Here is a 26891-nt window from a genome sequence, read left to right as displayed (position 1 = left end):
CGATCGTCAGTCGCTGGTGACCATCATGGCTGAAATCTCGGCCTCGGCCGCCTTGGCGCCGTCGACCATGGCTTCACAAGCGAATTTGAGCAGGTTGCCGCGTTTCTTGATTTTCTTGACATGGATCTTCAACTGGTCGCCGGGAACCACCGGTTTGCGGAATTTGGCGTTGTCGATGGTCAGGAAATAGACCAGCGACGGCTTTTCGGTACCCAGGCTGCGGATACAGATGGCGCCGGCCGTCTGCGCCATCGCCTCGACGATGAGCACACCCGGCATGACCGGCTGCTCAGGGAAATGGCCCTGAAAATGCGGCTCGTTTATGGTCACGTTCTTGATGCCGATGGCGGATTCGTCGCCATCGATGTCGACGATACGATCGATCATCAGGAACGGATAGCGGTGCGGCAGGAGCTTCATCAGCCCCATAATGTCGACCGCCTCCAGCGTCGTCGACGCGATCATGTCAGCCATTGCCTCCCTCGCCCTGTTTGCGGGTCCTGGCGAGCTTGCGCAGCATGGCTATCTCCCGCATGGCTTCCGCCATCGGCTGTGCCGGATAGCCGCCCCAGATCTCGCCTGCAGGGACATTGCTCATAAATCCACTTCTGGCGGCAAGCTTGGCCCCTGTCCCAATGGTCAGGTGATCCGCAAGCCCGACGCCGCCGCCCATGGTGACATTGTCACCCACCACCACGGATCCCGAAATACCCGAAAGCCCCGCTATTATGCAATTGCGGCCGATGCGGACGTTATGGGCGATCTGCACGAGATTGTCGATCTTGGTGCCCTGGCCGATGATCGTATCGGACATGGCGCCGCGATCGACGGTGGTGTTGGAGCCGATCTCGACGTCGTCCTGGATAACGACACGGCCGATCTGCGGCACGCGCTCAGGCCCCTTGGCCCCGCCGACGAACCCAAAACCATCCTGGCCTATCCTCGCGCCGCCATGAATGATGACGCGATTGCCGATCAAGGCATACTGGATGCTGGCTCCTGGACCGACATAGCCGTCGCGGCCGATCTGGCAGGATTGTCCAATAACCGCATTTGGGGCGATGACGGTGCCGCTGCCGATCGAAGCACCTGGCCCGATCACCGCGCCGGCCTCGATGACGGCACCGGCTTCGACATGCGCGGTCGCATCGACGTGAGCGTGCGGCGAGACGCCGGTTTCGCTGGTCATTGGCCCTGGTGTCGCCGCCCTCGGAAACAGCAGACGCCCGATCAGCGCGAAGGCCTGTTGCGGACGCGGATGAATGAGAACGGCAACGCTTGCCGGCGCCTTGCCGGCAAATTCCGCCGGGCACAGGACCGCGGCTGCCCGCAACGACGGCATCAGCGCGGAATTACGCTTGCCATCGACAAAGACGAGCGCATTCTCGCCGCCCTCGCTGGCAGGCGCGAGTGCTTCGATCGAAATATCGGAGTGGCCGGAATCGACGAGCACCGAGCCGGTCAGATTCGCGACTTCGCCCGCCGTATACCGGCGTGATGGCGCGAAGAACACCGGATCGGTCATTCCAGAAGCTATATCCAGCTAGGTCGGAACATTTCTCCCGGACCCTGAGGACCCGGGAGCATCGTTGGCCGCCGATCAGAAGCGGGTCGATATGCCGAAGTTGAATTCCTGCACGTCGTCGCGCGCTTCCTTCTTGACCGGGATCGCATAGTCGATACGGATCGGACCGAATGGCGATGCCCACATCAGGCCGAGGCCGACCGAGGCACGCAACTTCATGCCGACCGAGTCCTGAGTGACGCCAGCGGTGTCGACCTTGCTTCCATAGAGCGTTGCCGCGTCCGCGAAGACCGCGCCACGCAAGCCAAAGCTCTCCGGAATGACCGGGAGCGGGAACTGGGCCTCTGCCGACGCATTGAAATAGGTCGTGCCGCCGAGATGGTCGCCCGTAGCAGTATCGACAGGACCGATGCCGCCATAGGCGAAGCCACGGATCATGCGATCGGTGCTCTGGAACTGATCGAAAATCCGCAGACCATCGCTGCCGTATCCTTCAACATGGCCAGCGCCACCTGAAATGAGCCCGACCAGGTCGTACTGCTCCGACAGCGACTGGTAGATGCTGCCGCGGCCCGTGACTTTCACGAACTTGGCATCACCACCGAGGCCTGCGACTTCCACGGTCGTGGTGGCATAGATACCCTCGTGCGGGCTCTTCATATCGTCGATGGTGTTGTAGACCAGCCCGAGGCTGACCGACGACTTGATCCAAGGGCTTTGTTCGATGCCGTCCAGGATAGCCGTGGAAACACTGCAACCGGGATCAGGAACCCCGTCGCCATTTGCATCGCAGCTGTCATCCAGCTCATATTTCTCTTGCGAGATGTTGTACGCCAACTGGGTCGAGATGCTGTCGGTGATCGGCAGACCGAAGCGCACCGTCGCACCCGTGGTATCGCTGTCGTAGTTGTCGTATTCCCTGGTCGACTTGAAGATGTCGAAGCCGGCGGCGATGCGCCGTCCGAGGAAATAAGGCTCGGTGAAGGACAGGCTGTAGTCGCGTGAATTCTTGCCGCCGCCCGCCGACAGCTTGATGAACTGGCCACGACCGAGGAAGTTGCGCTCGGTCACCGATCCTTCGACCGACGGACCGGCCGTGTCGCCACCGGTCGAATAACCAGCGCCCACCGAGAACTCGCCGGTCGATTTCTCGACCACATCGACCACCAGAACGACCTGGTCAGGCTGCGAGCCCGGCACGGTCGAGATGTCGACTTTCTCAAAATAATTCAAGTTTTCCAGGCGCTTTTTCGCGCGCTGGATGAGCACCTGGTTGAAGGCGTCGCCTTCGCTGACGTCGAACTCGCGGCGAATGACATAGTCACGCGTGCGATCATTGCCGCGGATCTCGATGCGCTCGATATAGGCCTTGGTGCCCTGGTCGATCGTGTAGACGACCGAAATGGTGTGGTTCTCGAAATTCCGGTCGCCGCGCGGCGTTACCTGCGCGAAGGCATAGCCGGAACCGGCCACCTTCTCGGTCAGCGCGATGATGGAATCCTCGACGTTCTTGGCGTTGTAGACGTCACCCTTATGGGTCTCGATCACCGATTCCAGCGACTTGCCGTCGACTTCAGGGATTGAGCTCTCGACGCTGACGTCACCGAACGTGTAGCGGTCGCCTTCCTGGACGGTGATGGTGACCGTGTACTTGTTCGTCGCGCTGTCGAGCTCGCCGACAGCAGACACGACCTGGAAGTCGGCATAGCCGTGATTGTAGTAGAAGCGGCGCAGCAGCTCCTCGTCCGCGCGCAGCTTGTCATCGTCATAGACGTCGTCGCGCAGGACGAAGGAAAGCCAGGACGAGCGCTTGGTATTGATGATATCCGCCAGGCGGCGGCTGGAATAGGCACTGTTGCCGACGAAATTGACCGCCGCGATCTGCGTGCGATCGCCTTCAACGATGTTGAAGACAACGTTTACGCGATTGTCGCCAAGCTGCATGACCTGCGTGGTCACGGTCACATCGTCACGACCAATGCGCCTGTATGCAGCCTTGACCGATTCCACGTCGGCATCGAGCGTCGCCTGTGAGAACGTTCCGCGCGGCTTCAGCTGCACCGCCGCCGCAAGCGCATTGTCCTTGAGCTTCTTGTTGTTCTGGAACAGCACCTGGTTGACCACCTGGTACTCGGCGACCTTGACCACCAGCGTCGAGCCGACCTGGTTGATCTGCACGTCCGAAAACAGGCCAGTGCCGAACAGTGCCTTGACCGCACCGTCGATATCGGAACTGGAGAAAGCCTTGCCCGGCTTGATGGTGATGTAATTGCGGATGGTCTCAGCGTCGATACGCTGGTTGCCGCTCACTTCCACTCTGCTGACGACAGCGGCTTCAGCCGCCGATGTGGCAACGAACTGCACTGCGAGCGCGCCTGGCACGACCATGGCCGCGGACAGGGTCACCGCGGACGCGGCGCTTAGAAACTTGGATGCTGCCTTCATCGGGCTTAATAACCTTTTCTCGTAGTCCCCACGGCGAGAAAACCGGACGTGCGGTAATTTCCCCTACCGTATTAACCGGATTTTCCCTACACGCAAGGCTTCTGGTTAATTTGTATTTACTTAACCCTGCGGCGTGGCTTTCGCGTCACTCATATCCCCTTGCATGGTAAACGGCGTCTCAACATCGTCCATGCAGAAGCCAAATTTCTTCATGATTTCAGCACCCAAACAGATCGTTCCAAAAAACGAACCCCATGAAGCACAGCACAAGAAGCAACCCGGCCCGATAGGCCATTTCCATCATCCGTTCCGACACCGGACGGCGAATGACAGCCTCCACCCCGTAGAACAAGAGGTGACCGCCGTCGAGGGGGGGAATCGGCAAAAGGTTCAGAATTCCGATGCCAACGGATAGCAGTGCAACCAGCTGCACGAGCCATTCGAATCCCAGTTTCGCAGCCCTGCCCGCCATGTCGGCGATCTTCACCGGACCGCCCAGCTGACATTTGTCTTCGCGTCCGACAACAAAGCGCTGCAGGAATTGGCCGGTGCGCTGGATGACGTGACCGGTTTCCTCAACCGCCGCCGCGACCGCTCCGACCGGCGTGTAGGTGATGAGCCTCGGCTGGCCGAGTTCCTTGTTGTTGACGACACCGATCACGGCGACCTTGACCTTGTTGCCGAGCGCGTCTTCCTGTTCCATCAGCCGCGGCGCCGCGGTCACAGTGACCTCCTGGCCGTCGCGCAACATGACGAAGGTGATTGCGTCGTCGGCACGGCCCGAGACCAGGCGCTGGACGTCGCCAAAGGTTTCGACCTTGTTGCCGTCGACACTGACGAATCGGTCGCCGGGAAGGATGCCGGCCTTCGCCGCCGGGCTGTCGGCGGTCACCTCGGCCACCATGGGCTCGGCGACATAGCGGCCATAGGCGGTGAACAGCACGGAAAAGACGACGATCGTCAGCAGGAAATTGAACAATGGTCCGGCCACCACCGTTGCCGCGCGCTTCCAGATCGGCTGAGTGTGAAAGGCGACCTTGCGCTCGTCCTCGGTCAGCGTTTCAATTTCTTCCGACGTGGGCTGGCTCGATGTGGCGTTCATGTCGCCGACGAATTTTACATAGCCGCCAAGCGGTATCGCACACAGTTTCCAGCGCGTGCCGTGGCTGTCGTTGAAGCCGAAGAGTTCCGGGCCGAAGCCGATCGAGAAGGCCCTGACGCCGATGCCGCACCAGCGCCCGACAAGGTAATGGCCCATTTCGTGGACGAACACGACCACTGTCAGCACGAAGAGGAATGGCACCAGCGTGCCGAGGACAAAGCCTTCTGTGCTGAAAAGCGCGTGAAGAATCTCGTTCAAGACAAACCCTCAAATTCTTCCACGGCGCAGACTGCGCCGTGACTGTGACACCAATCCGGGCGAATCCAAGGCGCACCGCGCAAAGGACCCTGAAATGACATCGCTCAAACGGGAAACAGACCCTGTGCCGGATGATCGGCGTTCGCCGAAATCCAGCCGATGACGTATAGGGCGAATGCCGCTGCGACAAGCCCGTCGACACGATCCATGACGCCGCCATGGCCCGGGATGAGCGCCCCCGAATCCTTGCGGCCATGGCGGCGCTTGATCCAGGATTCAAACAGGTCGCCTGCCTGCGAGACAATCGACAGCACGAGCGCGATCAGGCCGAGCAATACCAGATTGCCGACACCGGCAGCTGCGGCGAGGACCAGCCCGGCGACGACGCCGCCGACAGCGCCGCCGAGTGCGCCGCTGCGCGTCTTGCCGGGCGAGATAGAGGGCGCCAGTTTCGGCCCCCCAACGGCTCGGCCAACGAAATAGGCAAGGATATCGGTGGCCCAGACGACAGCGAACAGGAACAGGATGGCAATGAGGCCTGAACGATCGCCATCGCGCAGCAAGGCGAGCGACAGGCCTGAAACCGCGGCATAGGCAAGGCCGCTCGCATCCCATTGTCCGGTCTTGCGAACCGAGGCGGCTATCGCCGTTGCGGCAACGATGGCCGCCACAAGCGGCAGCAGCCAGGAGGCGGCCAGACCGCCAATCAAGGCGCCAATGAAGACAACCAGCAGTGCTTCCGGCAGGAAACCAAGGCCCGTTGCCCCGGTTGGCCGCGACATGCGGGTCCATTCATAGAAGATCGCCGCTACGATCACGGCACACAGCAGCCGGAACGGCAAACCGCCGATCCAGGTCAAGCCGAGAGTGATGATGGCGAGCACGATCGCCGAAACGATACGCAGTTGAAGATTGCTCATCCCGCGGCCGGTCGCGAAGCGACGTCATGGCCCCCAAGTCCGCCGAAACGGCGTTCGCGGCCAGCAAACTCACGCAAAGCTTCCGCAAGGTGCTCGCGGCTGAAGTCGGGCCAGTAGCAAGGCAGGAAGACGAGTTCGCTATAGGCGGCTTGCCACAGAAGGAAGTTCGACAGCCGGAGCTCGCCGCTGGTGCGGATGACCAGTTCCGGGTCGGGAATGCCTTGCGTATCGAGCGCGCCGGCAAAGCTTTCGGCTGATATCGCCTCGGCGTCGAGTTCGCCACGCGCCACGGCCGCCGCAAGCTTTTGTGCCGTACGAACGATTTCGTCTCGTCCGCCATAGTTGAAGGCGATCACCAGCGTCAGCGATTCGTTTGCGGCCGTCAGCGTTTCGGCCTCGTCGAGCAGTCCCCTGATATCAGACTGCAACCCTGCCCGGTCACCGATGATTCTAACCCGCACACCGCTCTGGTGCAGTTCAGCAAGGTCACGGCGAATGAACATTTTCAAGAGGCCCATCAGGTCGCTGACCTCGGACTTCGGCCGCGACCAGTTCTCCGACGAGAAAGCATAGACGGTCAGGTAGGAAATGCCGAGCCCAGGTGCCGCGCGCACCGTCTTGCGCAGCGCCTCGACACCGGCACGGTGGCCCGCAAGACGGGGCATGCCGCGCGCCTTGGCCCAGCGTCCGTTTCCGTCCATGATGATCGCGACATGCGCGGGCGTTGCCATGTTCTCGCTTTCGGGTCAGCCGGCGGCCATGACCCTAAACCTGCATGATTTCAGCTTCCTTATCGGAAAGCAGGTGGTCGATGGTGCTGATCGTCTCGTCGGTAAGTTTCTGGACCTGGTCCGAGCGCTTGCGCTGATCGTCTTCGCTGATGTCGCCGTCTTTCTCCGCCTTCTTCAGGAAGTCCATGCCGTCGCGGCGCACATGGCGCGCGGCGACACGGGCGTTCTCGGCGTAGGTGTGCGAGATCTTGACCAGTTCCTTGCGGCGCTGTTCGTTAAGTTCGGGAAGTGGAATCCTGAGGTTGGTGCCGTCTACGATCGGGTTGAACCCCAAATTGGATTCGCGGATCGCGCGGTCGACCGCGCCAACCATCGACTTGTCCCATACCGATACCGAGATCATGCGCGGCTCCGGCACCGAGACGTTGGCGACCTGATTGATCGGCATGGTGGTGCCGTAGGCCTGCACCTGGATCGCATCGAGCAGATTGCTGGAGGCGCGACCGGTCCGCAGCGAGGCCAGATCATGCTTGAACGCGGCAATAGCCCCATCCATGCGCCGCTTGAGATCGTCGTACTCACCACTCATCTTTATCTCCTCGACCCGTCTAATGCGGGCTCACTGCTTCGGGCCGTCTTCGAATCGGACTTTCGAAAACCGGCTTCCCTTTTCGGGTCAGGCCGCCGATCAATCGTCCGCGACGACGGTGCAGCGGCCGCCGCCCCTCAGAATATCGCCGAAACCACCTTTTTCGTGGATCGAATAGACGATTATCGGAATGTTGTTTTCGCGCGCAAGTGCAATCGCAGCAGTATCCATGATGGAAAGGCCGCGATTTATGACTTCGCCATGGCTGATGCGCTCGAAACGCGTCGCATTCGGATCCTTCTTCGGGTCCGCCGAGTAGACGCCGTCGACCTGAGTGCCCTTGAACAGCGCGTCGGCGCCGATTTCAGCGGCGCGAAGGGCCGCGGCCGAATCAGTGGTGAAGAATGGATTGCCGGTGCCGCCGGCAAAGATCACCACCTTGCCCTGGTTCATGTAGGCGGTCGCCTGGCGCTGCGAAAAGCTCTCGCAAAGTTCGGGCATGGCGATCGCCGAAAGCACCACGGCGTCGACGCCGATCTTGTTCAACGACGTGCGCAGCGCCAGCGAGTTGATCACCGTGGCAAGCATGCCCATGTGGTCGCCGGTGACACGGTCGCCGCCCTTGGAGGCAACGGCCACGCCGCGAAAGATGTTGCCGCCGCCGATGACGACGCCGACCTCGATGCCCAATGCACGCGCCTCGGCGATGTCGCCGGCGATGCGATCCACCACTGACACGTCTATGCCGAAATGCTGCTCGCCCATCAACGCTTCGCCCGACGCTTTCAGCAAGACACGTCGGTAGAGGGGCTTCACCGTCATCTGGGCCTCTTCATTTGCATGTGGCGCGTTCCGGGTGGCTGCTCTCGCGCAGGCGCGCCATCCGAAACAATGGCGTTCCGATACACGAAGGGCGCCGCGATGTCACGCGGCGCCCAAACGGCAAATTCGCCGGTTTCCTGTCCTATCAATCAATTGGTGGACACGCTGGCCGACTCTCCTTCGATGAGCACCGGTGACGCGTAGTTGGAGGGCTTGTCGCCGGTTGTCGCGCCGCCGGTAACGCGCGCCTGTATCTGCGAACCGAAATAGGAATAGGGAAACGGCGCTGTAGTTCTGCTGGCTCTCTCCAGCCGGTCGCGATGCGCTTTCGGAATCTCGAAATCCAGCGCGCCAAGATTGTCATGCATTTGGCTGAGCGTCGTCGCACCGAGGATGACGGTTGCGATCCCCGGCTGCGTCGCCACCCAGTTGAGCGCGACCTGAGGCATGCTGCGGCCGATCTCGGATGCGACCTTCTCGAGTTCGGCCACGATAGCCCAGTTGCGTTGCGTGAACTTTTGGAACCCCGGATGCGTCGAGTTGCGAAATCCGTCGAGGCGGCCCGCGGTTCCGGCCTGAGCCGGCCGATACTTGCCGCTCAGCAGTCCGCTAGCCAGCGGGCTCCACACCATGATGCCGGCGCCATGGCGCGTGCCGAATGGCACGAACTCATTCTCGATCGCGCGTTCGGCCAATGAATATTCGAGCTGCAACGCCGAAACCGGCTCATATCCGCGCAATTCGGCGATCGCCTGTGCGCGGCCCGCATACCAGGCGGGCACGTCGGAAAGGCCGACATGGCGCACCTTGCCCATCCGAACCAGGTCGTCCAGCGTGCGCATGACCTCCTCGGCCGGGGTGAGCCTGTCCCAGACATGCATGAGATAGAGATCGATATAGTCGGTCCCCAACCGTTTCAGCGAAGCATCGACGGCCCGCATGATGTTCTTGCGGCCATTGCCGCCGGCATTCGGATTGCCGGGCTGCATGTTCATGGTGAACTTGCTGGCGATCACCGCCATGTCGCGCAAGCCGCGCTCGGCGATGAATTCGCCAAGCCAGGCTTCGGCCGTGCCGTCTGTGTAGAGATCCGCCGTGTCGAAGAAATTGCCGCCCGCCTCGACATAGGCGTCGAACATCGCCCGCGCCGTATCCCTGTCGGCTCCCCAGCCCCATTCCTTGCCGAAAGTCATCGTGCCCAGCGCCAGCCGGCCGACCCTGAGGCCACTGTTGCCAAGGGTGTAGTAGGTCATGGTCATAATCGTCTTCCAATGCTTGGTGACAGATACCCCGCGCGTCACTGGCCCGGAGTGGTCTTGACCCAGGGATTGCCGCGCTCGTGTGTCATGCGGAACGCAAAGCCATCGACCTTCCAGCCATCTGCGAAACGCGTCAGGTGATGCTCATAGGTGCCCCAGACCTCCCAAAGCGGGTCGCCATTGCCTTCCATCCGGTTCCAGGCATAGCCGTTCGACAGGACAGTCGCCGTGTCCGCCTTGAGAACGACCTGGTGATTGGTGCGCAGATGCAGGCTTGTCTTGCTGCCCTTGAGGTTGGCCGCCCAAGCGCCAATCAGGTCGTCGGAAGCGATGTTAGCCGCTGGCTGTCCGGAGAGACTGCTGAAATCGGCGGTGACCCGATCCGCAAAATAGCCGCGTGCAAGCTTCCAGTCCTGGGCGTCGACGGCCCGGTCGATGGTATCGGCAATGCGAATGACCGCGCGTTCGTCTGCGAGGGCCCGCCAGTCTGATGGCTCCGCCCCGCCGGCGTCCATCGGCGCCAACGCCATGCCTGCCGCGAAAGTTACCTGTCTTAACGCATTCATGTCTCGTCTCCTCGATGCCATCGGCCGATCGCCGATGTGTTGACGACAATGTGGACCGCGACCTTGGCATCGATAAGATTGCATTGTTCGCAAAGACCATGCGATATCATTCATGAATGGATCGCGATCTGCTCAGCCATCTCCCTGTTGTGGTCGCCGTTGCCCGGCGCGGCGGCTTCGCGCTTGCCGCCGCCGAACTCGGCATGAGCCCTTCGGCAGTCAGCCATGCGGTGCGCATTGTCGAAGAGCGGATTGGCCAGCCTTTGTTCGCACGGACGACGCGCAGCGTTTCGCTCACCGAGGCCGGCAAGGCGCTGGTAGAAACGGCGGCTCCGGCCCTCCAGGATATTGCCGAGCGGATGGACCGCATCCGCAGCGTCAAAGGCAGGCCGTCTGGCCTGCTCAGGATCAACGCCTCCAACATCGCGATGCCATTGGCGGTGACGCCGGTGGTCGCCGCGATGGCCGAGCGCTATCCGGAGGTTACGGTCGAGGTCTTCGCTGACCAAGGCCTGGTCGATATCGTCGGCGAAGGCTTCGATGCCGGCATCCGGCTTGGCGAGATGATCGCCCAGGACATGGTCGCGGTCCGGCTGACGCCGCCATTCTCCGTCGTCGTCGTCGCCTCGCCCGCTTACATCGGAAGGCACGGCCGTCCCGGCAGCGTTGCCGATTTGGCGAACCACAATTGTATTGGCTACCGGCTCGTCCGCTCCGGTGCGCTCTATCGCTGGGATCTGATCGAGGATGGCAAGGACATCGCCATGGAGACGCGGGGCAGCGTTGTCGTGACGGATTCGCTCGCGGCAATCGATCTTGCGCTTGCAGGCGTCGGGCTCGCCTATATGTTCGAGCCGCTGGCGCGCGCCGATCTTGCCGCGGGCCGCCTCGTCCAGGTGCTGCCGCAGACGTCGATCGAGGAACCGGGGCTATTCCTCTATTTCCCGCGCCGGGCGTCGATGGCGCCGAAGCTCAGGGCCTTTATCGACACCGCACAAGAAATCGGCCGGGCATCCTTGCGGACACCCGGCCGAGTTGCCTGAGCTGAGAAGCCCCTTCAGGGGCTATTTGTAAGGATTATTTCTTCACAGCTGCAGCGACTTCCGCGGCGAAATCGGTCTCTTCCTTCTCGATGCCCTCGCCCAGCGCAAAGCGCAGGTAGGCGGTGATCTTGGCCGGGGCGCCGATGTCCTTCTCGGCATCCTTCAGCGCCTTCTCGACAGTGATGTCGGGATTGAGCACGAAGGCCTGCTTCAGGAGCACGACTTCCTCGTAGAACTTGCGCAGACGGCCCTCGACCATCTTCTCGATGATCGCTTCCGGCTTGCCGGACTGGCGCGCCTGGTCGGAGAAGATCGCCTTCTCGCGTTCGACCGCGGCCGGATCGATCTGCTCTGCGGTCAGCGCCAGAGGGTTGGTGGCGGCAACATGCATGGCCACCTGGCGGCCAAAGGCGTTGGCTGCATGCTCATTGCCCGTGGTCTCGATCGCGACCAGCACGCCGAGCTTGCCAAGGCCGTCGGCAACCGCGTTGTGGACGTAGGTAGCGACAGCGCCGTGGGGGACGGTGAGCTTGGCCGAGCGGCGGAAGCCCATGTTTTCGCCGATGGTGCCGACAGCGTCCTTGATGGTGTCGGCAACCGACTTGTCGGAACCTGGATACTTTGCGGCGGCCACAGCCTCCGTCGTGCCATAGGCCAGCGCAACCTTGGCAACGTTGCCGACGATTTCCTGAAACGCGGCGTTGCGGGCCACGAAGTCGGTCTCGGAATTGACTTCCACGACGGCGGCTTCGCGCACGCCATTGTCGACGCCGATCAGACCTTCAGCCGCGGTGCGGCCAGCCTTCTTGTCGGCCTTGGAGATACCCTTCTTGCGCAGCCAGTCGACGGCCTCTTCCATGTTGCCGTTGGTCTCGGTCAACGCGGCCTTGCAATCCATCATGCCCGCGCCGGTCAAGTCGCGGAGTTCTTTGACCTGTGCAGCCGAAATGCTCATTGTCGCCTCTTTGTTTTAAATGCACCGACGCACCATCGGTATTCGATGGTGCGTCTGTTTAGCGTGCCAGAATATGAGAAAGATGAAGGCCGCAACCGGCCTTCGATTATCAAGCTTCGGGAGCTTCCGACGCCGGAGCCGGAGCCGGGTCGAGCGCGGGTTCGACCGGAGCTTCGACCGAAGCGCCGATGTCGACGCCGAGCGCACCCTGCTGGCGGGCGATGCCGTCGATCGCAGCCTTGGCGATCAGATCGCAATAGAGCTGGATGGCGCGGGCCGCGTCGTCATTGCCGGGGATCGGGAAGTCGATCTTGTCCGGATCGCAGTTCGAATCGATGATGGCGACGACCGGGATGCCGAGGCGCTTGGCCTCGAGGATCGCGATCGCTTCCTTGTTGGTGTCGATCACGAACATCAGGTCGGGCGTCGAGCCCATGTCCTTGATGCCGCCCAGCGCCTTGTCGAGCTTCTCGCGCTCGCGGTCGAGGTTCAGGCGTTCCTTCTTGGTCAACCCTTGCGCCTCGCCGGCCAGCATCTCGTCGAGCTTGCGCAGGCGCTGGATCGAATTCGAGATCGTCTTCCAGTTGGTCAGCATGCCACCGAGCCAACGCGAGTTGACATAATACTGAGCCGAACGCTGTGCAGCATCGGCGACAATGTCGGACGCCTGGCGCTTGGTGCCGACGAACAGCACGCGGCCACCCTTGGCGACGGTGTCGGAAACCTGCTTAAGCGCCTGGTGCAGCAAAGGCACCGTCTGCGACAGGTCGATGATATGGATATTGTTGCGGGCGCCATAGATGTAGGGCGCCATCTTCGGGTTCCAGCGGTGGGTCTGGTGGCCGAAGTGAATGCCAGCTTCCAAAAGCTGGCGCATGCTGAAATCAGGCAGTGCCATTCAAAGTTCCTTTCCGGTTAGCCTCCACGGACACAGGCATTTTTGGACTTTGTCCTCGAACGCCACCGGAGGTTTCAGCCGGATTTCTCCCGGGCAGACACCAAAGTCCGTGTGTGGAATGAGCGCGCATATAGAGGGGATGCGCGATAAACGCAAGCGCCGCGGGATCTGTGATGCGGCGTGCGACGATCCGCGCCCTGCCGTCAGCGCTTTATCTTCCCGTTCGGCACTCGCACTCGCCGGAAGACCGCGACGATCTCCTCGCGGCTGCATTCGATGGCGCCGAGCCGCACCGCACGGTCGCGCTCGAAGCCGGTTATGTCATAATGCGGCGCCGATGTCTTGGGCGGTCCCTGGTAGGATGAGCGCTTGACGCCGAGCCGGGCGGCAAAGCGATGCAACTCGTCGGTGTCGTCGGCCAACAGATGGCACCAGCGATGGCCGGCCCAGTTCCAGATCGCTGCGTCGACATAGACCGCCATGAAGCTTGCTGTTTGCCTTCCATCCTCCACCACAGCGGGCCACGTGGCCCGTCAGGATGTCAGGGACGATAGAATGGATTCGGATAGAAAATGAAGCCGCCCTTGGCTGCAAGCTCGGCCACAATGTTGGTGACTGTATCCTGCATGCGACGGTGCAGCTCGGCAACCGCATCGTCGATAGAGTCCGTATGCTCATGCAAGCCCAGTGCCTCCGGCACCCGGATGTGGGCGCAACGCGGCCCGGCCGGCTGCGGAACGAACCGGTTTATCGTGTCGCGCAGCCCGCCCCGGCAATAGTCGTTGCGGATCCTCTTCAGATGTTCGGCGATATCCTCCTGCGTGATGCGCGGATTGGCGCAGGCCCAGGGTCCGACGCGTTGCAGCCTCTGAACCCTATCGGCGAGCGCGCGGACCTGCCTTTGCCGTTCCGCATCGTCGGTGTTTTCGCGCAGCCAGCGACGCGCACGCCGCAGAAGCTCTGCGGTGTCGGTTATGGCAGCGTCGCATGAGATGCTTTCGCCGAGTCGGCGGCCGAGTTCAGCAACCAACGCCTGCTGGCGCTCGGCATAGGTTGCGCCTTCGCCGGATGGCATGCCCGATGCTGCTTCATCGCGGGCCAGCAGCGCCGAATAGACATGGTGGATGCGCTGCGGGAGCGTGTCGGTCGCAAGGCGTTCTATTTTCAGGCTTTTCTCGACATAAGCGCATTCCTTCGCCAGCGCCGCTTCGACATTCCCGGTGAAGGCGAGCTTCCAGACGACTGGCGCGATCCAGACCTTGAAATCGGGATCCGTGGCCCGGCCGCGCTTGAGGGCCTCGAGCCCCATCTCGACGGCACCCGGCAGCAAAGGCGCAACGACATTGGCATGCCAGCCGACGCCGCCTTCGGGATGCAGCAGCACGCCATGGCCTTTCAAGGCCCAGGCGATCGAGTGTTCCTTGGCTGCCCCGCTATTGCCGGGAATCTGAGCGATCAAATTGTTGGCCAGCCAGAACTTCTGCATCAGCCGGCCAAGGCCGTTGACGACACCATTGGTTGCCCATGAGGCCGTGAGCGGGCTGACCTGCGAAACGACTTCCTTGTCGATCATCCAGTCGGTGAAGAACTCGGGATGATTGGGCGTGATGAAGGTCGCCTTCCCTGCCCCGCAACTGGCCTTCAGCCGCTCAAGGTCGGCGTGGGGAAAGTCGATATGGCGGACATTTGAGACGCCGCGCAGACCGGCCAGGCGATTGAACGGCAAGATATCCCGAAATCCGGGAATGCCGCGGAGCATGACGATCCGGTTGACGGATGTCATGGCCCTGATCAGTGCCGGGTTGGGCCGCGGCGCCACGAATGTATCGATCCTGCTCAAGCTGATCCCCCTCGCGCCTGGACGCCGGGGAGAGGTTGAGAGACGATTGCGGCACGTTCAAGTCGATCGTTACGACCACGCCGTGTCGTGGTAAATCAACTGCCTAGAGCGGCACTATTTGGCGGGACAGGGTTTCGTCTGGTCGAACAGCGACAGGTTGACCAGCTTGCCGGTCATCGAGAAGTCGCCATAGTCCATGACGAGATCGCGGGTGATGCCGTTCTCATGCAGCTTGAAGCTGATACGGTATTCCGGCACCTCTTCGCCCGTCTTGTTGGTGTCGTCGAAATAGGCGATATCGACCGGCCAGTATTTGTCGGTGGCGAGCTTTGCCAGTGCCGAAGCTTCCGGGTCGGCCTTGTCGGCATCGGTTTTCTTGCCGACCACGACGGTGGTGGTCATCACCTTGTTGGCGTCTTCGGAACCGTCGAACAGGTTGGTTTCGTAAAAATTCTCGCCCTTTTCGGCCTTGCCGATCAGCTCGACCAGATGCTGGGTAGGGAATTGGGTTGTCGCCAGCTCGACGCTGTTCTTTTCAGGCTTGTCGATGTCGACCTTCAGGCCCTTGGTCTCTTTGGTGGCGATGCCCTTGACCTCTTTGTCGAGATTCTGGTCGACGAAGGATTTTGTCACGAACGAAAATGTCTTGCCTTCGGCGTCCTCGAAAGTGGTCGTCTGCTGGTCGGTCAGCCTGGTGTTGTCGGCGGTGACGATCTGGGTGACGAAGCGGAATTTCACCGTATAGCCTTCGCAGGCCGAGCCATTGAACTCATAGACCATGCGGCCGGATATGCCTGTGATGCCGGACTGATCGGACGCTTTCTTCAGGGTAAGATCGTAGACGGCGCGGTGGGCTTGCAACGCCGGCGCTGCGAAGGCAGGGCCTATCGAGAAGACCCCCGACAACAGGACGGCATGGAATGCGAGGCGCGTTGCGCGCATGAGGTACTCCGATCGTCGCGACTGATGGCAGGCCGCAGGGAAAGATGGTCCAGCTTAAAAAAAGTCGTGGCGGAAGCGAGGCAAAAATAGCAATTTCGGCCCGGCCGGCGCGGCGTCACCAAGCAATAGGGAAATACCATGAGTGAAACAATCGAAAAGCGGCTAAGCGATCTGGGTGTGACGCTTCCCGTCGCCGCCGCGCCCGCCGCCAACTACGTGCCCTATTGCCGGACCGGCAATCTGCTGTTCACCGCCGGGCAATTGCCGCTCAAGGACGGCAAGCTGCAGGCGAGCGGGCTGTTAGGTCGCGATCTCGATACCGCAGGTGGCAAGGATGCGGCAAAATACTGCGCGATCAACATCCTGGCGCAGGCCAAGGCAGCACTCGGCGACCTCGAGAAGATTAGCCGTCTGGTGAAGATCACCGTTTTCGTCGCCTCGACACCTGAGTTCGTCGAGCAGCATCTGGTTGCCAACGGCGCCTCCGATTTTCTGGTGGCGGCCCTTGGCGAGCGTGGCAAGCATGCGCGCTCCGCCGTCGGCACCGCCTGCCTGCCGCTTAATGCCGCAGTGGAAATCGAAGCCGTCTTCGAAATCGAATGAGCCAGGGGACAGATATGACCGACCTATCCTGGCTGACCGCCCGGCCCGTCGCCCATCGCGGCTTCCACGACATGAACAAGACGCGCTGGGAAAACACGCTGTCGGCCTTCGCTGCGGCCGCCGAACGCGGCTATGCCATCGAATGCGACGTCCACCTGTCGTCCGACCGCGTTCCTGTCATCATCCATGACGGAGATCTCAAGCGCCTGACCGGCCAGGATGGTTTCGTCTGGCAGCGCACTGCAGCAGAACTCGCGGCGCTCAGGGTCGGTGGCACGGCGGACCATGTGCCGACGCTGCAGGAAATGCTCCACCTGGTCGACGGCCGCGTGCCATTGGTGGTCGAGTTGAAAGGCACGCCCGGCTATGACGAAGGCCTGGTGGCAAGCGTCGGCAAGATGCTCAAGCGCTACAAGGGCAAGGCGGCGATCATGTCGTTCGACCACTGGCTGGTCCGCGATTTTCCGAAAGACGCGCCGGGTATCCCCGGGGGTCTCACCGCCTACGGCAAGGACGTCGGGCTGATCGAGGCGCATTTCGCCATGCTGGCGCACGACATCGCCTTCACCTCCTACGCCGCCGGCGACCTGCCGAACCCATTCGTCAGCTTCGTGCGCGAAAGGCTGAAAATGCCTGTTATCACCTGGACGGTGCACGACCAGCCGGCGGTCGACCTGACCTTCAGATATGCCGACCAGATGACGTTCGAGGGGTTCGAGCCCGATCTGGTCAAAGTCGCCTGAGTGTCTGAAACGTGACTTGTACCAGGCCGGACGGAGCTTAAATAAGCCTCATGGATCAGGGCGACGAGGGTGACGGACAAACGGCCAATGCGGACTATTCGATCCGCGTCGCCGCCGGCATCGGCGCCTTCACCTGTGATGAATGGAACGGCTTTGCCGGAACTGCGCGCGGAGATTCAGGAACCAGTTACAATCCTTTGGTTTCCTTCGCTTTTCTAAGTGCGCTCGAAGATTCTGGATGCGCCGTGCGGCGCACCGGCTGGCAGGGCCATCACCTCAGGCTGGAGGACGGGCAAGGCAGATTGCTGGGCGCGGTGCCCTGTTATCTCAAATCGCACAGCCAGGGCGAATATGTGTTCGATCATGGCTGGTCGGATGCCTTCGAGCGCGCCGGCGGCCGTTACTATCCCAAACTGCAAAGTGCCGTGCCGTTCTCCCCGGTCACCGGCCCTCGCCTGCTGGTCAGCAAAGGCGAGGACAGCGCCAAAGTGAAGGCCGGTCTCGCGGCGGGCCTGAAGGCGGTGACGCAAAAGCTCGGTGTCTCTTCCGCGCATGTCACCTTCGCGCAAGAGAGCGATGTGGAGGTGCTGGAAGCGGCAGGCTTCCTGCACCGCACCGACCAGCAATTCCATTTCTTCAACGAAGGTTTTTCGACCTATGACGACTTCCTCGCCACCCTTGCCTCGCGCAAGCGAAAGGCGATGAAGAAGGAAAGGCGTGAAGCGCTTGCCCCAGGCATTTGGATCGATCGGCTGACCGGCAAGGACCTCACGGAGAAGGCCTGGGACGATTTCTTCGCCTTCTACATGGACACCGGCAGCCGCAAATGGGGTCGGCCCTATCTCAACCGTCAATTCTTCTCGCTGATCGGCGAACGCATGGCCGACGACATCCTGCTGGTGATGGCCAGGCGCAATGGGCGCTATATTGCCGGCGCCATCAATTTCATCGGCTCGGACGCACTCTATGGCCGCAACTGGGGCTGCATCGAGGACCATCCCTTCCTGCATTTCGAGGTCTGCTACCATCAGGCGATCGACTTCGCCATAGAGCGCAAGCTGAAGGTGGTCGAGGCGGGCGCGCAGGGCGAGCACAAGCTGGCGCGCGGCTACCGGCCGGTGACCATGCATTCCGCGCACTACATTGCGCACCCCGGCCTGCGCAACGCCGTGGCCGACTACCTCAGGCGCGAACGCCACGAGGTGGAGCGGATGAGCGAATATCTGGAAGAGCACACCCCGTTCCGCAAGGATCTCGAGGAGTAGCGGCCGCGTCGCCCGATGATCGATTTTCCAATCGTCTTGCCGATTTTCGGCGGCTTCGCTACACGAAAGGCACAATCTGGAGCGTTCGCCATGATCGAGGCCACCTACGACACCGACAACATTTTCGCCAAGATCCTGCGCGGCGAAATTCCTTCGCACCGTGTCTATGAGGATGAAGCGGTCATCGCCTTCATGGATGTGATGCCGCAGGGGCCGGGCCATACGCTGGTGGTGCCGAAAGCGCCGTCGCGCAATCTGCTCGACGCCGACCCGTCAATTTTCGGCCATCTCTTAAGCGTCGTTCAGAAAGTGGCGCTGGCGGTGAAAAAGGCCTTTGGCGCCGACGGCGTCACCATCATGCAGTTCAATGAGCCGGCATCGGGGCAGACCGTCTATCATCTGCACGTACATGTCATTCCGCGCTTCGACGGCATCCCGCTGAAGCCGCACACGGGAGGAATGGAGAAGCCGGAGGTGCTGACCGAAAATGCCGAAAAGATCCGGACTGCGCTCGAAAATTGAGAAACGCGAGGTCAGCCGATGTGGCGGACCGGGTCGAGAATATCGAACTGACAAGCGCCGTTCAGCCGAGAAGACGATTCTAGTGCCCGGGCGTGCCGGCGCCGGGACTCAACCGTTTGCAACTCTAATCGTCTGATTAGGAAATATTGAACCGTCTGACGGTAAAATGGTAACGGCGTGGCGAGCTGGGCTTCAAAACCATGGAACATTCGGTTGCGGCATCGGCCCCACTGACGGGGGCCATTGTCGGACGTGCTTTTCCTGGCATCTTGGCGGATGCCTTTTGGCGACACCGGCTGCTGCACGCTATGGCTACCGCTGCGCTGCTTCTGGCAAGCGCAGTCGGGTGGCACACTGGAAACATGCCGGATTTCGGCGTTCTGGCGGAATACGCCGAGTATCTTTTCATCGCCTTCTGGATTTGCGGCTCAGCCCTTGCACTTGGGACGCTTTTCCACCTTGCGCTGGTCCAGCGGGAAACCGAACCGCTGCACACCTTCCTCAAGTCACTGGGTAGATTCTTTGGCGATGCCGAACGCATTGCCAACAGCCTGAATGGCTTGGGTGCCGGTCTTGCCTTCATATCCGCGATCGGTGTGTTGAAGGGAGCCATTGCAATCCTCTCTCCGTTTGCATGGGACAAAGCATTGGCTCACGCCGATCGCATCCTGCATTTCGGTCGAGCCCCGCACGAATGGTTGTGGTTTGTCGTCCAGTCGCCGCTTGCATTGAAAATCATCAACATCGCGTACAATTTCTGGTTCGTCGTGCTCATCATCGCGGTTTTCACCGTGTGCATCACACGAAAGGATACGAAGCTGCGTCATCAGTTCCTGATGAGCTTCATGACGGTGTGGACACTGGGCGGCTTTTTCCTCGCGATGGGCCTGTCGTCGGCTGGCCCTTGCTTTTACGAGCAATTGGGGTTCGGCAACGACTTTCACCCCCTCATGCAAGCACTTGCCGTTGCCGATCGCGTCTATCCGATCTGGGCGCTCAGCACGCAGGATATGCTGTGGAGTGGCTATACCGGCGCAACTACCGGCAGCGTCGGCATATCCGCCTTCCCATCCCTGCACGTTGCGATGGCGGTGCTGTTTGCCCTCTATGCAACACGGCGGTCCCGGCTGGCCGGTCTTGTGATGTGGTTATTCGCCGGCGTCATTATGGTCGGTTCCGTCGTGCTTGGCTGGCACTATGCCTTGGATGGCTATGCGGGTGCATTCCTGATGATCGCGATCTGGAAGGTGTGCGGATATTTGGTGGCCCGTTTCTCGCCGGACCGCATGGCCGCTGAAATCGAGAGCTCCACCATGCAATCGCCGGCGGTTTGCGGGCTGTAAATTCGCCGATCTGGGCGAACCCGCCTGCGGCGGCCATGCCGGTCAAAACGGCTCAAGGGCCGCGCTGGATGGGTTGGATAGTTTCTGAAACGCTGTTGGATACGGTGCTTGCCGAAGCTTCTCTGCGATCGTATCCGCGCATTGCCCAGGGCTGAGGAGCGAGGTATCGATCTCCAGATCGTACACGCCGGGCCGGTGGACCTCTTCTTGCCACAGACGCACGGGCAGCGGCACGGGAACATCTGATGAGCCGGTTACATATTCCTTGTCTGCCGCGCTGGCTGCACGCCTTTCCATGATGATTTCCAGCGGGCAGCGAACACCGACAAACAGCACCGGCAGACCTACAAGCCGGCGCGCGCAATCGGCCACAATGTGAAGTGGCTTCGAATAGGCATCGTGATGGCCGACATCCGCCACGACATTCAGCCCCAGCCGGCTGTGGGCGGCGATCGATTCGTAGAGCCCGGCGTGAAATCCGGGCACGAGGGCCTCAAGGTCGGGACGCTCGCCGCCGAGCCGCAATCCTATCCCAGGCCGATAGCGTGCCGGCGTAGCCTGCTCGTAAACGTCGACGCCGAGATTGATCCAGACGCCATCGAAGCGCTCCTGAACAGCTCTGGCGATGCTTGTTTTTCCCGATCGCGGCGCACCGTTCAGGATGATGATCTGGCCGCTCATGCCCCTCCTCCTTGCAAACGAAAAAAGCCCCGTTTCCGGGGCTTTTCGACTTTCCTCAAGGTCAGTTCTTTCTGGGCAGTTGCGGGACGAGACTGCGCTTGCCGCCGTCCTTGCCCTTGGCTTCGGGCTTCTGCGCCACCAGCTTCTTGGCCGCCGGCTTCTTCGCTACGGCCTTTCTGGGCTTCGGCGTTTCTTCCGGCTCTTCCTTCTTCGGCTTCACCGGCGCCTCGTCGGCCAGCGATTCGAGCTTCAGGCCGGTCTCGCCGGTTTCCTTCTTCTCGACGGTGACGCGCACCGTGCCGCCCTTCTTGAGCTTTCCGAACAGCACCTCGTCGGCCAACGGCTTCTTGATATGCTCCTGGATCACACGGCCGAGCGGCCGCGCTCCCATGCGCTCATCATAACCCTTGTCGGCGAGCCAGGCGATCGCATCCGCCGACAGGTCGAAGGTGACGCCACGCTCGGAAAGCTGGGCCTCGAGCTGCATGACGAACTTCTGCACCACCTGATGGATGACCGGCACCGGCAGCGAGCCGAACGGGATGATCGCGTCGAGCCGGTTGCGGAACTCCGGCGTGAACAACCGGTTGATCGCCTCCACATCGTCGCCTTCGCGCTTGGTCGAGCCGAAGCCGATCGCCGCGCGCTGCGCATCCGACGCGCCCGCATTGGTGGTCATGATCAGGATCACATTGCGGAAGTCGATCTGCTTGCCGTTATGGTCGGTCAGCTTGCCGTGGTCCATCACCTGCAACAGGATGTTGAACAGGTCCGGATGCGCCTTCTCGACCTCGTCGAGCAACAGCACGCAATGCGGATGCTGGTCGACGCCGTCCGTCAGAAGACCGCCCTGGTCGAAGCCGACATAGCCCGGAGGCGCGCCGATCAGCCGCGAGACGGTGTGGCGTTCCATATATTCCGACATGTCGAAGCGGATCAGCTCGACGCCGAGCGAGGCGGCCAACTGCTTGGCCACTTCGGTCTTGCCGACGCCGGTCGGGCCGGAGAACAGGTAGGAGCCGATCGGCTTCTCCGGTTCGCGCAGGCCGGCACGTGCCAGCTTGATCGCCGAGGTCAGCGCGGTGATCGCAGTGTCCTGGCCATAGACGACGCGCTTCAGCTCGATATCGAGGCCCTGCAGCACCTTCTCGTCATCGGCCGAAACCGTCTTCGGCGGGATGCGGGCCATGGTGGCGATCGTCGCCTCGATCTCCTTGATGCCGATGGTCTTCTTGCGCTTGGCTTCCGGCACCAGCATCTGCGAGGCGCCGGTCTCGTCGATCACGTCGATCGCTTTATCCGGCAGCTTGCGGTCGTTGATGTAGCGTGCCGACAGCTCCACCGAGGCCTTGATCGCCTCGTTGGTGAACTTCACCTTGTGGAACTCCTCATAATAGGGCTTGAGGCCCTTCATGATCTCGATGGCGTCCTCGATGGTCGGCTCGTTGACGTCGATCTTCTGGAAGCGCCGCACCAGGGCACGGTCCTTCTCGAAGAACTGGCGGAATTCCTTGTAGGTGGTCGAGCCGATGCAGCGGATCGCACCTGACGACAGCGCCGGCTTCAACAGGTTGGACGCATCCATGGCGCCGCCTGAAGTAGCCCCTGCCCCGATGACCGTGTGGATCTCGTCGATGAACAGCACGGCGCCAGGATAGTCCTCGAGCTCCTTGACGACCTGCTTCAGCCGTTCCTCGAAATCGCCGCGATAGCGCGTGCCGGCGAGCAGCGTGCCCATGTCGAGCGCGAAGATGGTGGCGTTGTGCAGCACTTCGGGAACGTCGCCCTCGACGATGCGCTTGGCCAGACCCTCGGCGATCGCCGTCTTGCCGACGCCGGGGTCGCCGACATAGAGCGGGTTGTTCTTGGAGCGGCGGCACAGCACCTGGATGGTGCGGTTGATCTCGGATTCGCGGCCGATCAGCGGATCGATCTTGCCGGCCTTGGCCTTGTTGTTGAGATTGACGCAATAAGCCGTCAGCGCGTCCTGCTGCTGCTTCTTCTTGCCGCCTTCCTCTTGCGGCTCGGCGCCGTTCTGGCCGCCCTGCTCGTCATCGGCACCGCGCGGCGAGCGTGTCTCCGACGCGCCCGGACGCTTGGCAATGCCGTGCGAGATGTAGTTGACCGCGTCGTAGCGGGTCATCTGCTGTTCCTGCAGGAAATAGGCGGCATGGCTCTCGCGCTCGGCGAAAATGGCGACGAGCACGTTGGCGCCCGACACTTCCTCGCGGCCGGACGACTGCACATGGATCACCGCGCGCTGGATGACGCGCTGGAAACCGGCGGTCGGCTTGGAGTCCTCGTCGTAACCGGTGACGAGGTTGTCCAGCTCGGTGTCGATATAGGTGAGAACCGTGTGCTTGAGCTCATCGAGATCGACATTGCAGGCGCGCATGACGGCGGCCGCCTCGGTGTCATCGATGAGCGCGAGCAGCAGATGTTCTAGGGTTGCATATTCATGGTGCCGCTCATTGGCGAGCGTCAGCGCCTGGTGAAGCGCCTTTTCCAGGCCTTGGGAGAAAGCCGGCATGTTACCTCACTTCTTCTCCATCACGCATTGCAGCGGATGCTGATTCTGTCGGGCGAAATCCATGACCTGGGACACTTTGGTCTCGGCCACCTCGAATGTATAGACCCCGCACTCGCCCACTCCATGATTGTGAACATGAAGCATGATGCGTGTGGCGGCTTCGCGATCCTTCTGGAAAAAACGCTCCAGCACGTGAACCACGAACTCCATCGGAGTGTAGTCGTCGTTGAGGATGAGGACCCGATAAAGGCTGGGCTTCTTGGTCTTGGTTTTGGTGCGCGTGATGACGGCCGTCCCACGGCCGGCCCCATTGCCGTTACCGTCGCCGTCTTGCATTCGCACCACTCGTCTCGTGGCAGTCAAACCTGAAGTCACGTATTCCTGCCTCTTTCGATTCCCCATGCGAGTTCGACATGTAGGTGTTCGATGTACGATTTTAAGCCCTTCTGGTTAGCTGACAATATGGCTAGGTCACCAACTTGGACGATTTTCGCAATCGTGAAGGGGCGCGGGGCTCTGGAACGGAAATTGACACGAAAAAAGCCCGGCCGCGTTTCCGTGGCCGGGCTTTTTCTCAGGTTCAAAGGCTGAATCTGGGGTCACGTCAGGCGAAATCAGTTCGCCCGGGCAAAATTACTTTGCCTTGGCAACGATCGATTCGAATGGCTTGTAAGCTTCCTTGGCGAGTTCGGCATAGAGATCGCCGATCTTGGTGGCCTCGGCGACGAACGCCTCATAGGACTGCTTGGCGTAGTCCGACTGGATCTCGATCGCCTTTTCCAGCGACTTGGCTGAAAACAGCTTCTCCACAGTGGCGCTGCCGGTTTCAAAACTCTTCTTGGTGTATTCACCAGCCTCGGTGGCAATCGCCTGCGCGCCCTTGGACAGCGACGCGAAGCTCTTCAATCCGGTGTCGGCGAACTCTTTGCCGTATTTGCTGAAGTCCTCATAGGTCTGGGTCATTTCACGATTCCCTTGACGGTTGAGGCGTCCTTCTTCGGGGCGCCCTTGTGCAATGCAAGATAATATATTGTGCGCCGCACAAAAGTCAAGATTTCGCGGGCTTGCGGACCCGCCTGCGCAGCCAATGGCTAAAAATCGAATAAAGAGAACCTCAAGCCCGAAGAAAATGGTGAACGCGGCGGTTACCATAAACGGATTGGTAACGCTGCGCCGGTAGCTTGACCGGAAGCGAGGCAGGACCCTTTGCCGCCTCCAACGCAACGAAGAAATCCAAGGGAAGTACCAGTGCGTAAGGCGTTGTTGGGCATCGTTTCCAAATCCACCTCCCCTCTCAAAACGATGATGATCGTCGCCTTGGCGATGACATTCGTTTTTGGCGACGTTGCCTCGTCGCTGGCGGCCAGGCAGGCGGCCATCGTCGTGGATGCCAAGACCGGTAAGGTGCTTTACTCCGCAGATGCCAACGGCAGGCGCTACCCGGCTTCGCTGACCAAGATGATGACGCTGTACCTGACCTTCGAAGCTATGGCGAAGGGCAAGATCAGCAGGAACACGCCAGTGGTGTTTTCCGCCAAGGCTTCCGCCGAGGCGCCGACGAAACTTGGCGTGAAGCCGGGCGGTTCCGTCACGGTCGAGACCGCGATCCTGTCGATCGTCACCAAATCGGCGAATGACTCGGCGACCGCGCTCGGGGAAATGCTCGGCGGCAATGAAACCACTTTTGCCCGCATGATGACCGCCAAGGCGCGTGCGCTGGGCATGAACGGCACCGTATTTAGAAACGCCAATGGCCTGCCCGACCCCGGCCAGTTCACCACCGCGCGCGACATGGCGACGCTCGGCATCGCGTTGCGCGAGCATTTTCCGCAGTATTACGGCTATTTCTCGCAGCGCTCCTTTCTCTACGGACGCCAGCGCATCAACGGCCACAACCGCCTGCTCGGACGTATCAAGGGTGTCGACGGCATCAAGACGGGCTACACCCGCGCCTCCGGCTTCAACCTCGTCTCGTCGGTTTCCGATGGCAATCGCCGCATCGTCGGCGTGGTCATGGGCGGCACCTCGGGCGGCAGCCGTGACAATCAGATGGCCAACCTGATCAACACCTATCTGCCGAGGGCATCGACTCGCGGCGGTGGCGATCTGGTCGCCAAGGCCGGTGGCAACAACCCGATCACCGCCCTCGCCAAGGTTCTTCTGCCCAAGCATGACGCTCCGACACCGGACGACAGGCCTGTCATAGCGCAGGACGATGCAATCGTTGCCGAGGACGCCACGGTCGCCGAAGACGATACCGCGCAGGCCGAGGAAGCAGCTCCCGTCGTCAAGACCAGAAAGGTCAAGACCGTCATCGTTTCAGCCCCCCAGGTCGCGACGGCCCAGGTGGTAGCGGCCTATGCCGAGCCGACGCCCGCGGCTGTCGACCCGGTCAACACCGCGTCGGTGCCGTCGGGCTGGGCCATTCAGGTCGCCTCGTCGCCCAAGCAGTCCGAGGCCCAGGCCTTTCTCGACAAGACCACCAAGCAGGCGCCCAAGGTGCTGGCGGACGCTTCCGGTTTCACTGTCGCCTTCGACAAGGATGGCGTCACCTACTACCGCGCCCGCTTCGGTGGCTTCGGTTCGAAGACCGCCGCCTGGAAGGCCTGTACCGCTTTGAAGAAGAAGAACATCGAGTGCTACGCCGTCCAGCAGTAGGACGGCGTGCAAGCCATCTCCCGGAAAAATTCTGCGTCGAAGGAGACTAGTTGTGATTGGAGAGCAAGACGTCCTTGGCTTCGTTAATCCGCGCCGCCAGGAAAGACGTGCCGCCGACATCGGGGTGCAGGCGCTGCATCAGGCGGCGGTGCGCCTTGCGGACATCCGCCGCGGCGGCCCCCGCTTCAAGACCAAGGACCTTGTAGGCCTCCTCCTTAGTCATGGCGCCCGGACTTGGCGGAACACCCAGCCCTTCGCCACCGTTCGTCTCAGCGTTTTTGCGCCAGACGGGAAATCTGCCGTCAAGATACGTCTCTAGCAGCTGTCGGCTCTCTGGATCGCTGGAGAGTTCGCGGTAGAGGTGTTGCAATTCCGCCAGCCCCATCGCGCCAAGCATCTTGCCTTCGTGGCGGCCAGCCAGGACCAGTCCTTCGAGGCCGCCGGTATCGTGATCGAGCTCCATTTCCAATGCCGCCGTGCGCACCGTCGAGCGTTTGCCCGGGGCAAGGCCGGCCGGCCGGCCTTTCATTCGCATGGAACCATACCAGGCAATTGCCCCGGTGAGAATCATGCCGCCGATGCCCTCACGGCCGACCACAAGCACGGCGACGCCGACAACTGCCAGAAGGGCCGGCCCGAGCGTTCGCAGCG

General features: G+C 61.3%; 26 protein-coding genes and 1 pseudogene (1 of these 27 running past the window's edge). 7 read left to right on the top strand and 20 right to left on the bottom strand.

Annotated elements, in window-relative coordinates:
- Positions 1-6: 6 nt before the first annotated feature.
- The 10 genes from fabZ to EOB59_RS07690 form a co-directional block, all read right to left on the bottom strand.
- Positions 7-474: a 3-hydroxyacyl-ACP dehydratase FabZ gene (gene fabZ, locus EOB59_RS07735; RefSeq protein ID WP_127327354.1), complete on the bottom strand. Its 468-nt coding sequence runs from the start codon at positions 472-474 to the stop codon at positions 7-9.
- Positions 467-1525: a UDP-3-O-(3-hydroxymyristoyl)glucosamine N-acyltransferase gene (gene lpxD / locus EOB59_RS07730; protein ID WP_027036658.1), complete on the bottom strand. Its 1059-nt coding sequence runs from the start codon at positions 1523-1525 to the stop codon at positions 467-469. The genes fabZ and lpxD overlap by 8 nt, the downstream gene beginning before the upstream one ends.
- Before the next feature lie 75 nt (positions 1526-1600).
- A complete protein-coding gene (bamA, locus tag EOB59_RS07725) occupies positions 1601-3970 on the bottom strand; it encodes an outer membrane protein assembly factor BamA (protein ID WP_128288092.1) in 2370 nt (789 codons plus the stop codon).
- Positions 3971-4187: 217 nt separating this feature from the next.
- Complete coding sequence (gene rseP, locus EOB59_RS07720) at positions 4188-5330, bottom strand: RIP metalloprotease RseP (RefSeq protein ID WP_127273216.1); 1143 nt, start codon at positions 5328-5330, stop codon at positions 4188-4190.
- A gap of 104 nt (positions 5331-5434) precedes the next feature.
- Positions 5435-6250, bottom strand: coding sequence for a phosphatidate cytidylyltransferase (locus EOB59_RS07715; RefSeq protein WP_127327352.1), 816 nt, complete (start codon positions 6248-6250; stop codon positions 5435-5437).
- Positions 6247-6981 carry an isoprenyl transferase gene (locus EOB59_RS07710; RefSeq protein ID WP_127327351.1) on the bottom strand — a complete coding sequence of 245 codons (735 nt, stop codon included), beginning with the start codon at positions 6979-6981 and terminating at the stop codon, positions 6247-6249. The genes EOB59_RS07715 and EOB59_RS07710 overlap by 4 nt, the downstream gene beginning before the upstream one ends.
- Before the next feature lie 34 nt (positions 6982-7015).
- Positions 7016-7570 carry a ribosome recycling factor gene (gene frr / locus EOB59_RS07705; protein WP_013531759.1) on the bottom strand — a complete coding sequence of 185 codons (555 nt, stop codon included), beginning with the start codon at positions 7568-7570 and terminating at the stop codon, positions 7016-7018.
- 99 nt (positions 7571-7669) lie between these two features.
- On the bottom strand, positions 7670-8392 hold the full coding sequence (pyrH, locus tag EOB59_RS07700; protein WP_013531760.1) for a UMP kinase: 723 nt from the start codon (positions 8390-8392) through the stop codon (positions 7670-7672).
- Positions 8393-8541: 149 nt separating this feature from the next.
- Positions 8542-9651, bottom strand: coding sequence for an aldo/keto reductase (locus EOB59_RS07695; protein WP_127810465.1), 1110 nt, complete (start codon positions 9649-9651; stop codon positions 8542-8544).
- A 38-nt stretch (positions 9652-9689) separates the two neighbouring features.
- Positions 9690-10217, bottom strand: a complete 528-nt coding sequence (locus tag EOB59_RS07690; protein ID WP_127810466.1) for a nuclear transport factor 2 family protein — start codon at positions 10215-10217, stop codon at positions 9690-9692.
- Between the two features lie 116 nt (positions 10218-10333).
- Between EOB59_RS07690 and EOB59_RS07685 the strand changes: the two genes are divergently transcribed.
- The gene (locus EOB59_RS07685) at positions 10334-11260 is read left to right on the top strand and encodes a LysR family transcriptional regulator (protein WP_127810467.1); all 927 of its coding nucleotides are present in this window, start codon (positions 10334-10336) and stop codon (positions 11258-11260) included.
- A gap of 34 nt (positions 11261-11294) precedes the next feature.
- Here the strand turns inward: EOB59_RS07685 and tsf are convergent, their stop codons facing one another.
- The 5 genes from tsf to EOB59_RS07660 all read right to left on the bottom strand — a co-directional run bounded on the left by tsf (position 11295) and on the right by EOB59_RS07660 (position 15895).
- Entirely contained in the window at positions 11295-12215 is a 921-nt protein-coding gene (gene tsf / locus EOB59_RS07680; protein WP_127321483.1) for a translation elongation factor Ts, read from the bottom strand.
- 109 nt (positions 12216-12324) lie between these two features.
- Positions 12325-13113 (bottom strand): 30S ribosomal protein S2, encoded by a 789-nt coding sequence (rpsB, locus tag EOB59_RS07675; RefSeq protein WP_023812937.1) that lies wholly within the window; start codon positions 13111-13113, stop codon positions 12325-12327.
- A gap of 203 nt (positions 13114-13316) precedes the next feature.
- Complete coding sequence (locus tag EOB59_RS07670; protein ID WP_027036667.1) at positions 13317-13595, bottom strand: DUF4031 domain-containing protein; 279 nt, start codon at positions 13593-13595, stop codon at positions 13317-13319.
- A gap of 59 nt (positions 13596-13654) precedes the next feature.
- On the bottom strand, positions 13655-14953 hold the full coding sequence (locus EOB59_RS07665; RefSeq protein ID WP_128288091.1) for a hypothetical protein: 1299 nt from the start codon (positions 14951-14953) through the stop codon (positions 13655-13657).
- A 114-nt stretch (positions 14954-15067) separates the two neighbouring features.
- On the bottom strand, positions 15068-15895 hold the full coding sequence (locus tag EOB59_RS07660) for a cell envelope integrity EipB family protein (RefSeq protein WP_127269019.1): 828 nt from the start codon (positions 15893-15895) through the stop codon (positions 15068-15070).
- 138 nt (positions 15896-16033) lie between these two features.
- On the opposite strand from EOB59_RS07660, the gene EOB59_RS07655 reads away from it, so the two are divergent.
- The 5 genes from EOB59_RS07655 (at position 16034) to EOB59_RS07635 (ending at position 20371) form a co-directional block, all read left to right on the top strand.
- Complete coding sequence (locus EOB59_RS07655; RefSeq protein ID WP_027036670.1) at positions 16034-16498, top strand: RidA family protein; 465 nt, start codon at positions 16034-16036, stop codon at positions 16496-16498.
- 14 nt (positions 16499-16512) lie between these two features.
- Positions 16513-17241 carry a glycerophosphodiester phosphodiesterase gene (locus tag EOB59_RS07650; RefSeq protein WP_127269017.1) on the top strand — a complete coding sequence of 243 codons (729 nt, stop codon included), beginning with the start codon at positions 16513-16515 and terminating at the stop codon, positions 17239-17241.
- 50 nt (positions 17242-17291) lie between these two features.
- On the top strand, positions 17292-18506 hold the full coding sequence (locus tag EOB59_RS07645; RefSeq protein ID WP_128288090.1) for a GNAT family N-acetyltransferase: 1215 nt from the start codon (positions 17292-17294) through the stop codon (positions 18504-18506).
- A gap of 93 nt (positions 18507-18599) precedes the next feature.
- Positions 18600-19028, top strand: a complete 429-nt coding sequence (locus EOB59_RS07640; RefSeq protein ID WP_206622035.1) for an HIT family protein — start codon at positions 18600-18602, stop codon at positions 19026-19028.
- A gap of 362 nt (positions 19029-19390) precedes the next feature.
- A complete protein-coding gene (locus tag EOB59_RS07635) occupies positions 19391-20371 on the top strand; it encodes a phosphatase PAP2 family protein (RefSeq protein WP_127811399.1) in 981 nt (326 codons plus the stop codon).
- A 42-nt stretch (positions 20372-20413) separates the two neighbouring features.
- Here the strand turns inward: EOB59_RS07635 and EOB59_RS07630 are convergent, their stop codons facing one another.
- The 4 genes from EOB59_RS07630 to EOB59_RS07615 form a co-directional block, all read right to left on the bottom strand.
- Complete coding sequence (locus EOB59_RS07630) at positions 20414-21052, bottom strand: chloramphenicol phosphotransferase (protein ID WP_127396923.1); 639 nt, start codon at positions 21050-21052, stop codon at positions 20414-20416.
- A gap of 61 nt (positions 21053-21113) precedes the next feature.
- A complete protein-coding gene (gene clpA, locus EOB59_RS07625; protein WP_127258970.1) occupies positions 21114-23582 on the bottom strand; it encodes an ATP-dependent Clp protease ATP-binding subunit ClpA in 2469 nt (822 codons plus the stop codon).
- Between the two features lie 6 nt (positions 23583-23588).
- A complete protein-coding gene (clpS, locus tag EOB59_RS07620) occupies positions 23589-23918 on the bottom strand; it encodes an ATP-dependent Clp protease adapter ClpS (protein ID WP_023812950.1) in 330 nt (109 codons plus the stop codon).
- Positions 23919-24215: 297 nt separating this feature from the next.
- Complete coding sequence (locus tag EOB59_RS07615; RefSeq protein WP_013531776.1) at positions 24216-24545, bottom strand: phasin family protein; 330 nt, start codon at positions 24543-24545, stop codon at positions 24216-24218.
- A gap of 285 nt (positions 24546-24830) precedes the next feature.
- On the opposite strand from EOB59_RS07615, the gene EOB59_RS07610 reads away from it, so the two are divergent.
- On the top strand, positions 24831-26240 hold the full coding sequence (locus EOB59_RS07610) for a D-alanyl-D-alanine carboxypeptidase (protein ID WP_127810470.1): 1410 nt from the start codon (positions 24831-24833) through the stop codon (positions 26238-26240).
- A gap of 46 nt (positions 26241-26286) precedes the next feature.
- On the opposite strand, the pseudogene EOB59_RS07605 reads toward EOB59_RS07610, so the two are convergent.
- A pseudogene (locus tag EOB59_RS07605) lies at positions 26287-26891 on the bottom strand (DnaJ domain-containing protein) (it continues 113 nt past the right edge of the window).

This window comes from Mesorhizobium sp. M7A.F.Ca.MR.176.00.0.0, assembly GCF_004023165.1.
GTDB lineage: Bacteria > Pseudomonadota > Alphaproteobacteria > Rhizobiales > Rhizobiaceae > Mesorhizobium.
This window is presented reverse-complemented; position numbering and strand designations above follow the sequence as displayed.

Bases quoted from the DNA above. Each gene is read 5' to 3' on its own strand.
- EOB59_RS07655 (WP_027036670.1), top strand. From the start codon at position 16,034: ATGAGTGAAACAATCGAAAAGCGGCTAAGCGATCTGGGTGTGACGCTT.
- clpA (WP_127258970.1), bottom strand. From the start codon at position 23,582: ATGCCGGCTTTCTCCCAAGGCCTGGAAAAGGCGCTTCACCAGGCGCTG.
- EOB59_RS07685 (WP_127810467.1), top strand. From the start codon at position 10,334: ATGGATCGCGATCTGCTCAGCCATCTCCCTGTTGTGGTCGCCGTTGCC.
- EOB59_RS07690 (WP_127810466.1), bottom strand. From the start codon at position 10,217: ATGAATGCGTTAAGACAGGTAACTTTCGCGGCAGGCATGGCGTTGGCG.
- rpsB (WP_023812937.1), bottom strand. From the start codon at position 13,113: ATGGCACTGCCTGATTTCAGCATGCGCCAGCTTTTGGAAGCTGGCATT.
- EOB59_RS07615 (WP_013531776.1), bottom strand. From the start codon at position 24,545: ATGACCCAGACCTATGAGGACTTCAGCAAATACGGCAAAGAGTTCGCC.
- clpS (WP_023812950.1), bottom strand. From the start codon at position 23,918: ATGCAAGACGGCGACGGTAACGGCAATGGGGCCGGCCGTGGGACGGCC.
- tsf (WP_127321483.1), bottom strand. From the start codon at position 12,215: ATGAGCATTTCGGCTGCACAGGTCAAAGAACTCCGCGACTTGACCGGC.
- lpxD (WP_027036658.1), bottom strand. From the start codon at position 1,525: ATGACCGATCCGGTGTTCTTCGCGCCATCACGCCGGTATACGGCGGGC.
- EOB59_RS07695 (WP_127810465.1), bottom strand. From the start codon at position 9,651: ATGACCATGACCTACTACACCCTTGGCAACAGTGGCCTCAGGGTCGGC.
- EOB59_RS07635 (WP_127811399.1), top strand. From the start codon at position 19,391: ATGCCGGATTTCGGCGTTCTGGCGGAATACGCCGAGTATCTTTTCATC.
- EOB59_RS07710 (WP_127327351.1), bottom strand. From the start codon at position 6,981: ATGGCAACGCCCGCGCATGTCGCGATCATCATGGACGGAAACGGACGC.
- EOB59_RS07660 (WP_127269019.1), bottom strand. From the start codon at position 15,895: ATGCGCGCAACGCGCCTCGCATTCCATGCCGTCCTGTTGTCGGGGGTC.
- EOB59_RS07715 (WP_127327352.1), bottom strand. From the start codon at position 6,250: ATGAGCAATCTTCAACTGCGTATCGTTTCGGCGATCGTGCTCGCCATC.
- fabZ (WP_127327354.1), bottom strand. From the start codon at position 474: ATGGCTGACATGATCGCGTCGACGACGCTGGAGGCGGTCGACATTATG.
- EOB59_RS07630 (WP_127396923.1), bottom strand. From the start codon at position 21,052: ATGAGCGGCCAGATCATCATCCTGAACGGTGCGCCGCGATCGGGAAAA.
- pyrH (WP_013531760.1), bottom strand. From the start codon at position 8,392: ATGACGGTGAAGCCCCTCTACCGACGTGTCTTGCTGAAAGCGTCGGGC.
- EOB59_RS07670 (WP_027036667.1), bottom strand. From the start codon at position 13,595: ATGGCGGTCTATGTCGACGCAGCGATCTGGAACTGGGCCGGCCATCGC.
- EOB59_RS07650 (WP_127269017.1), top strand. From the start codon at position 16,513: ATGACCGACCTATCCTGGCTGACCGCCCGGCCCGTCGCCCATCGCGGC.
- bamA (WP_128288092.1), bottom strand. From the start codon at position 3,970: ATGAAGGCAGCATCCAAGTTTCTAAGCGCCGCGTCCGCGGTGACCCTG.
- frr (WP_013531759.1), bottom strand. From the start codon at position 7,570: ATGAGTGGTGAGTACGACGATCTCAAGCGGCGCATGGATGGGGCTATT.
- EOB59_RS07645 (WP_128288090.1), top strand. From the start codon at position 17,292: ATGGATCAGGGCGACGAGGGTGACGGACAAACGGCCAATGCGGACTAT.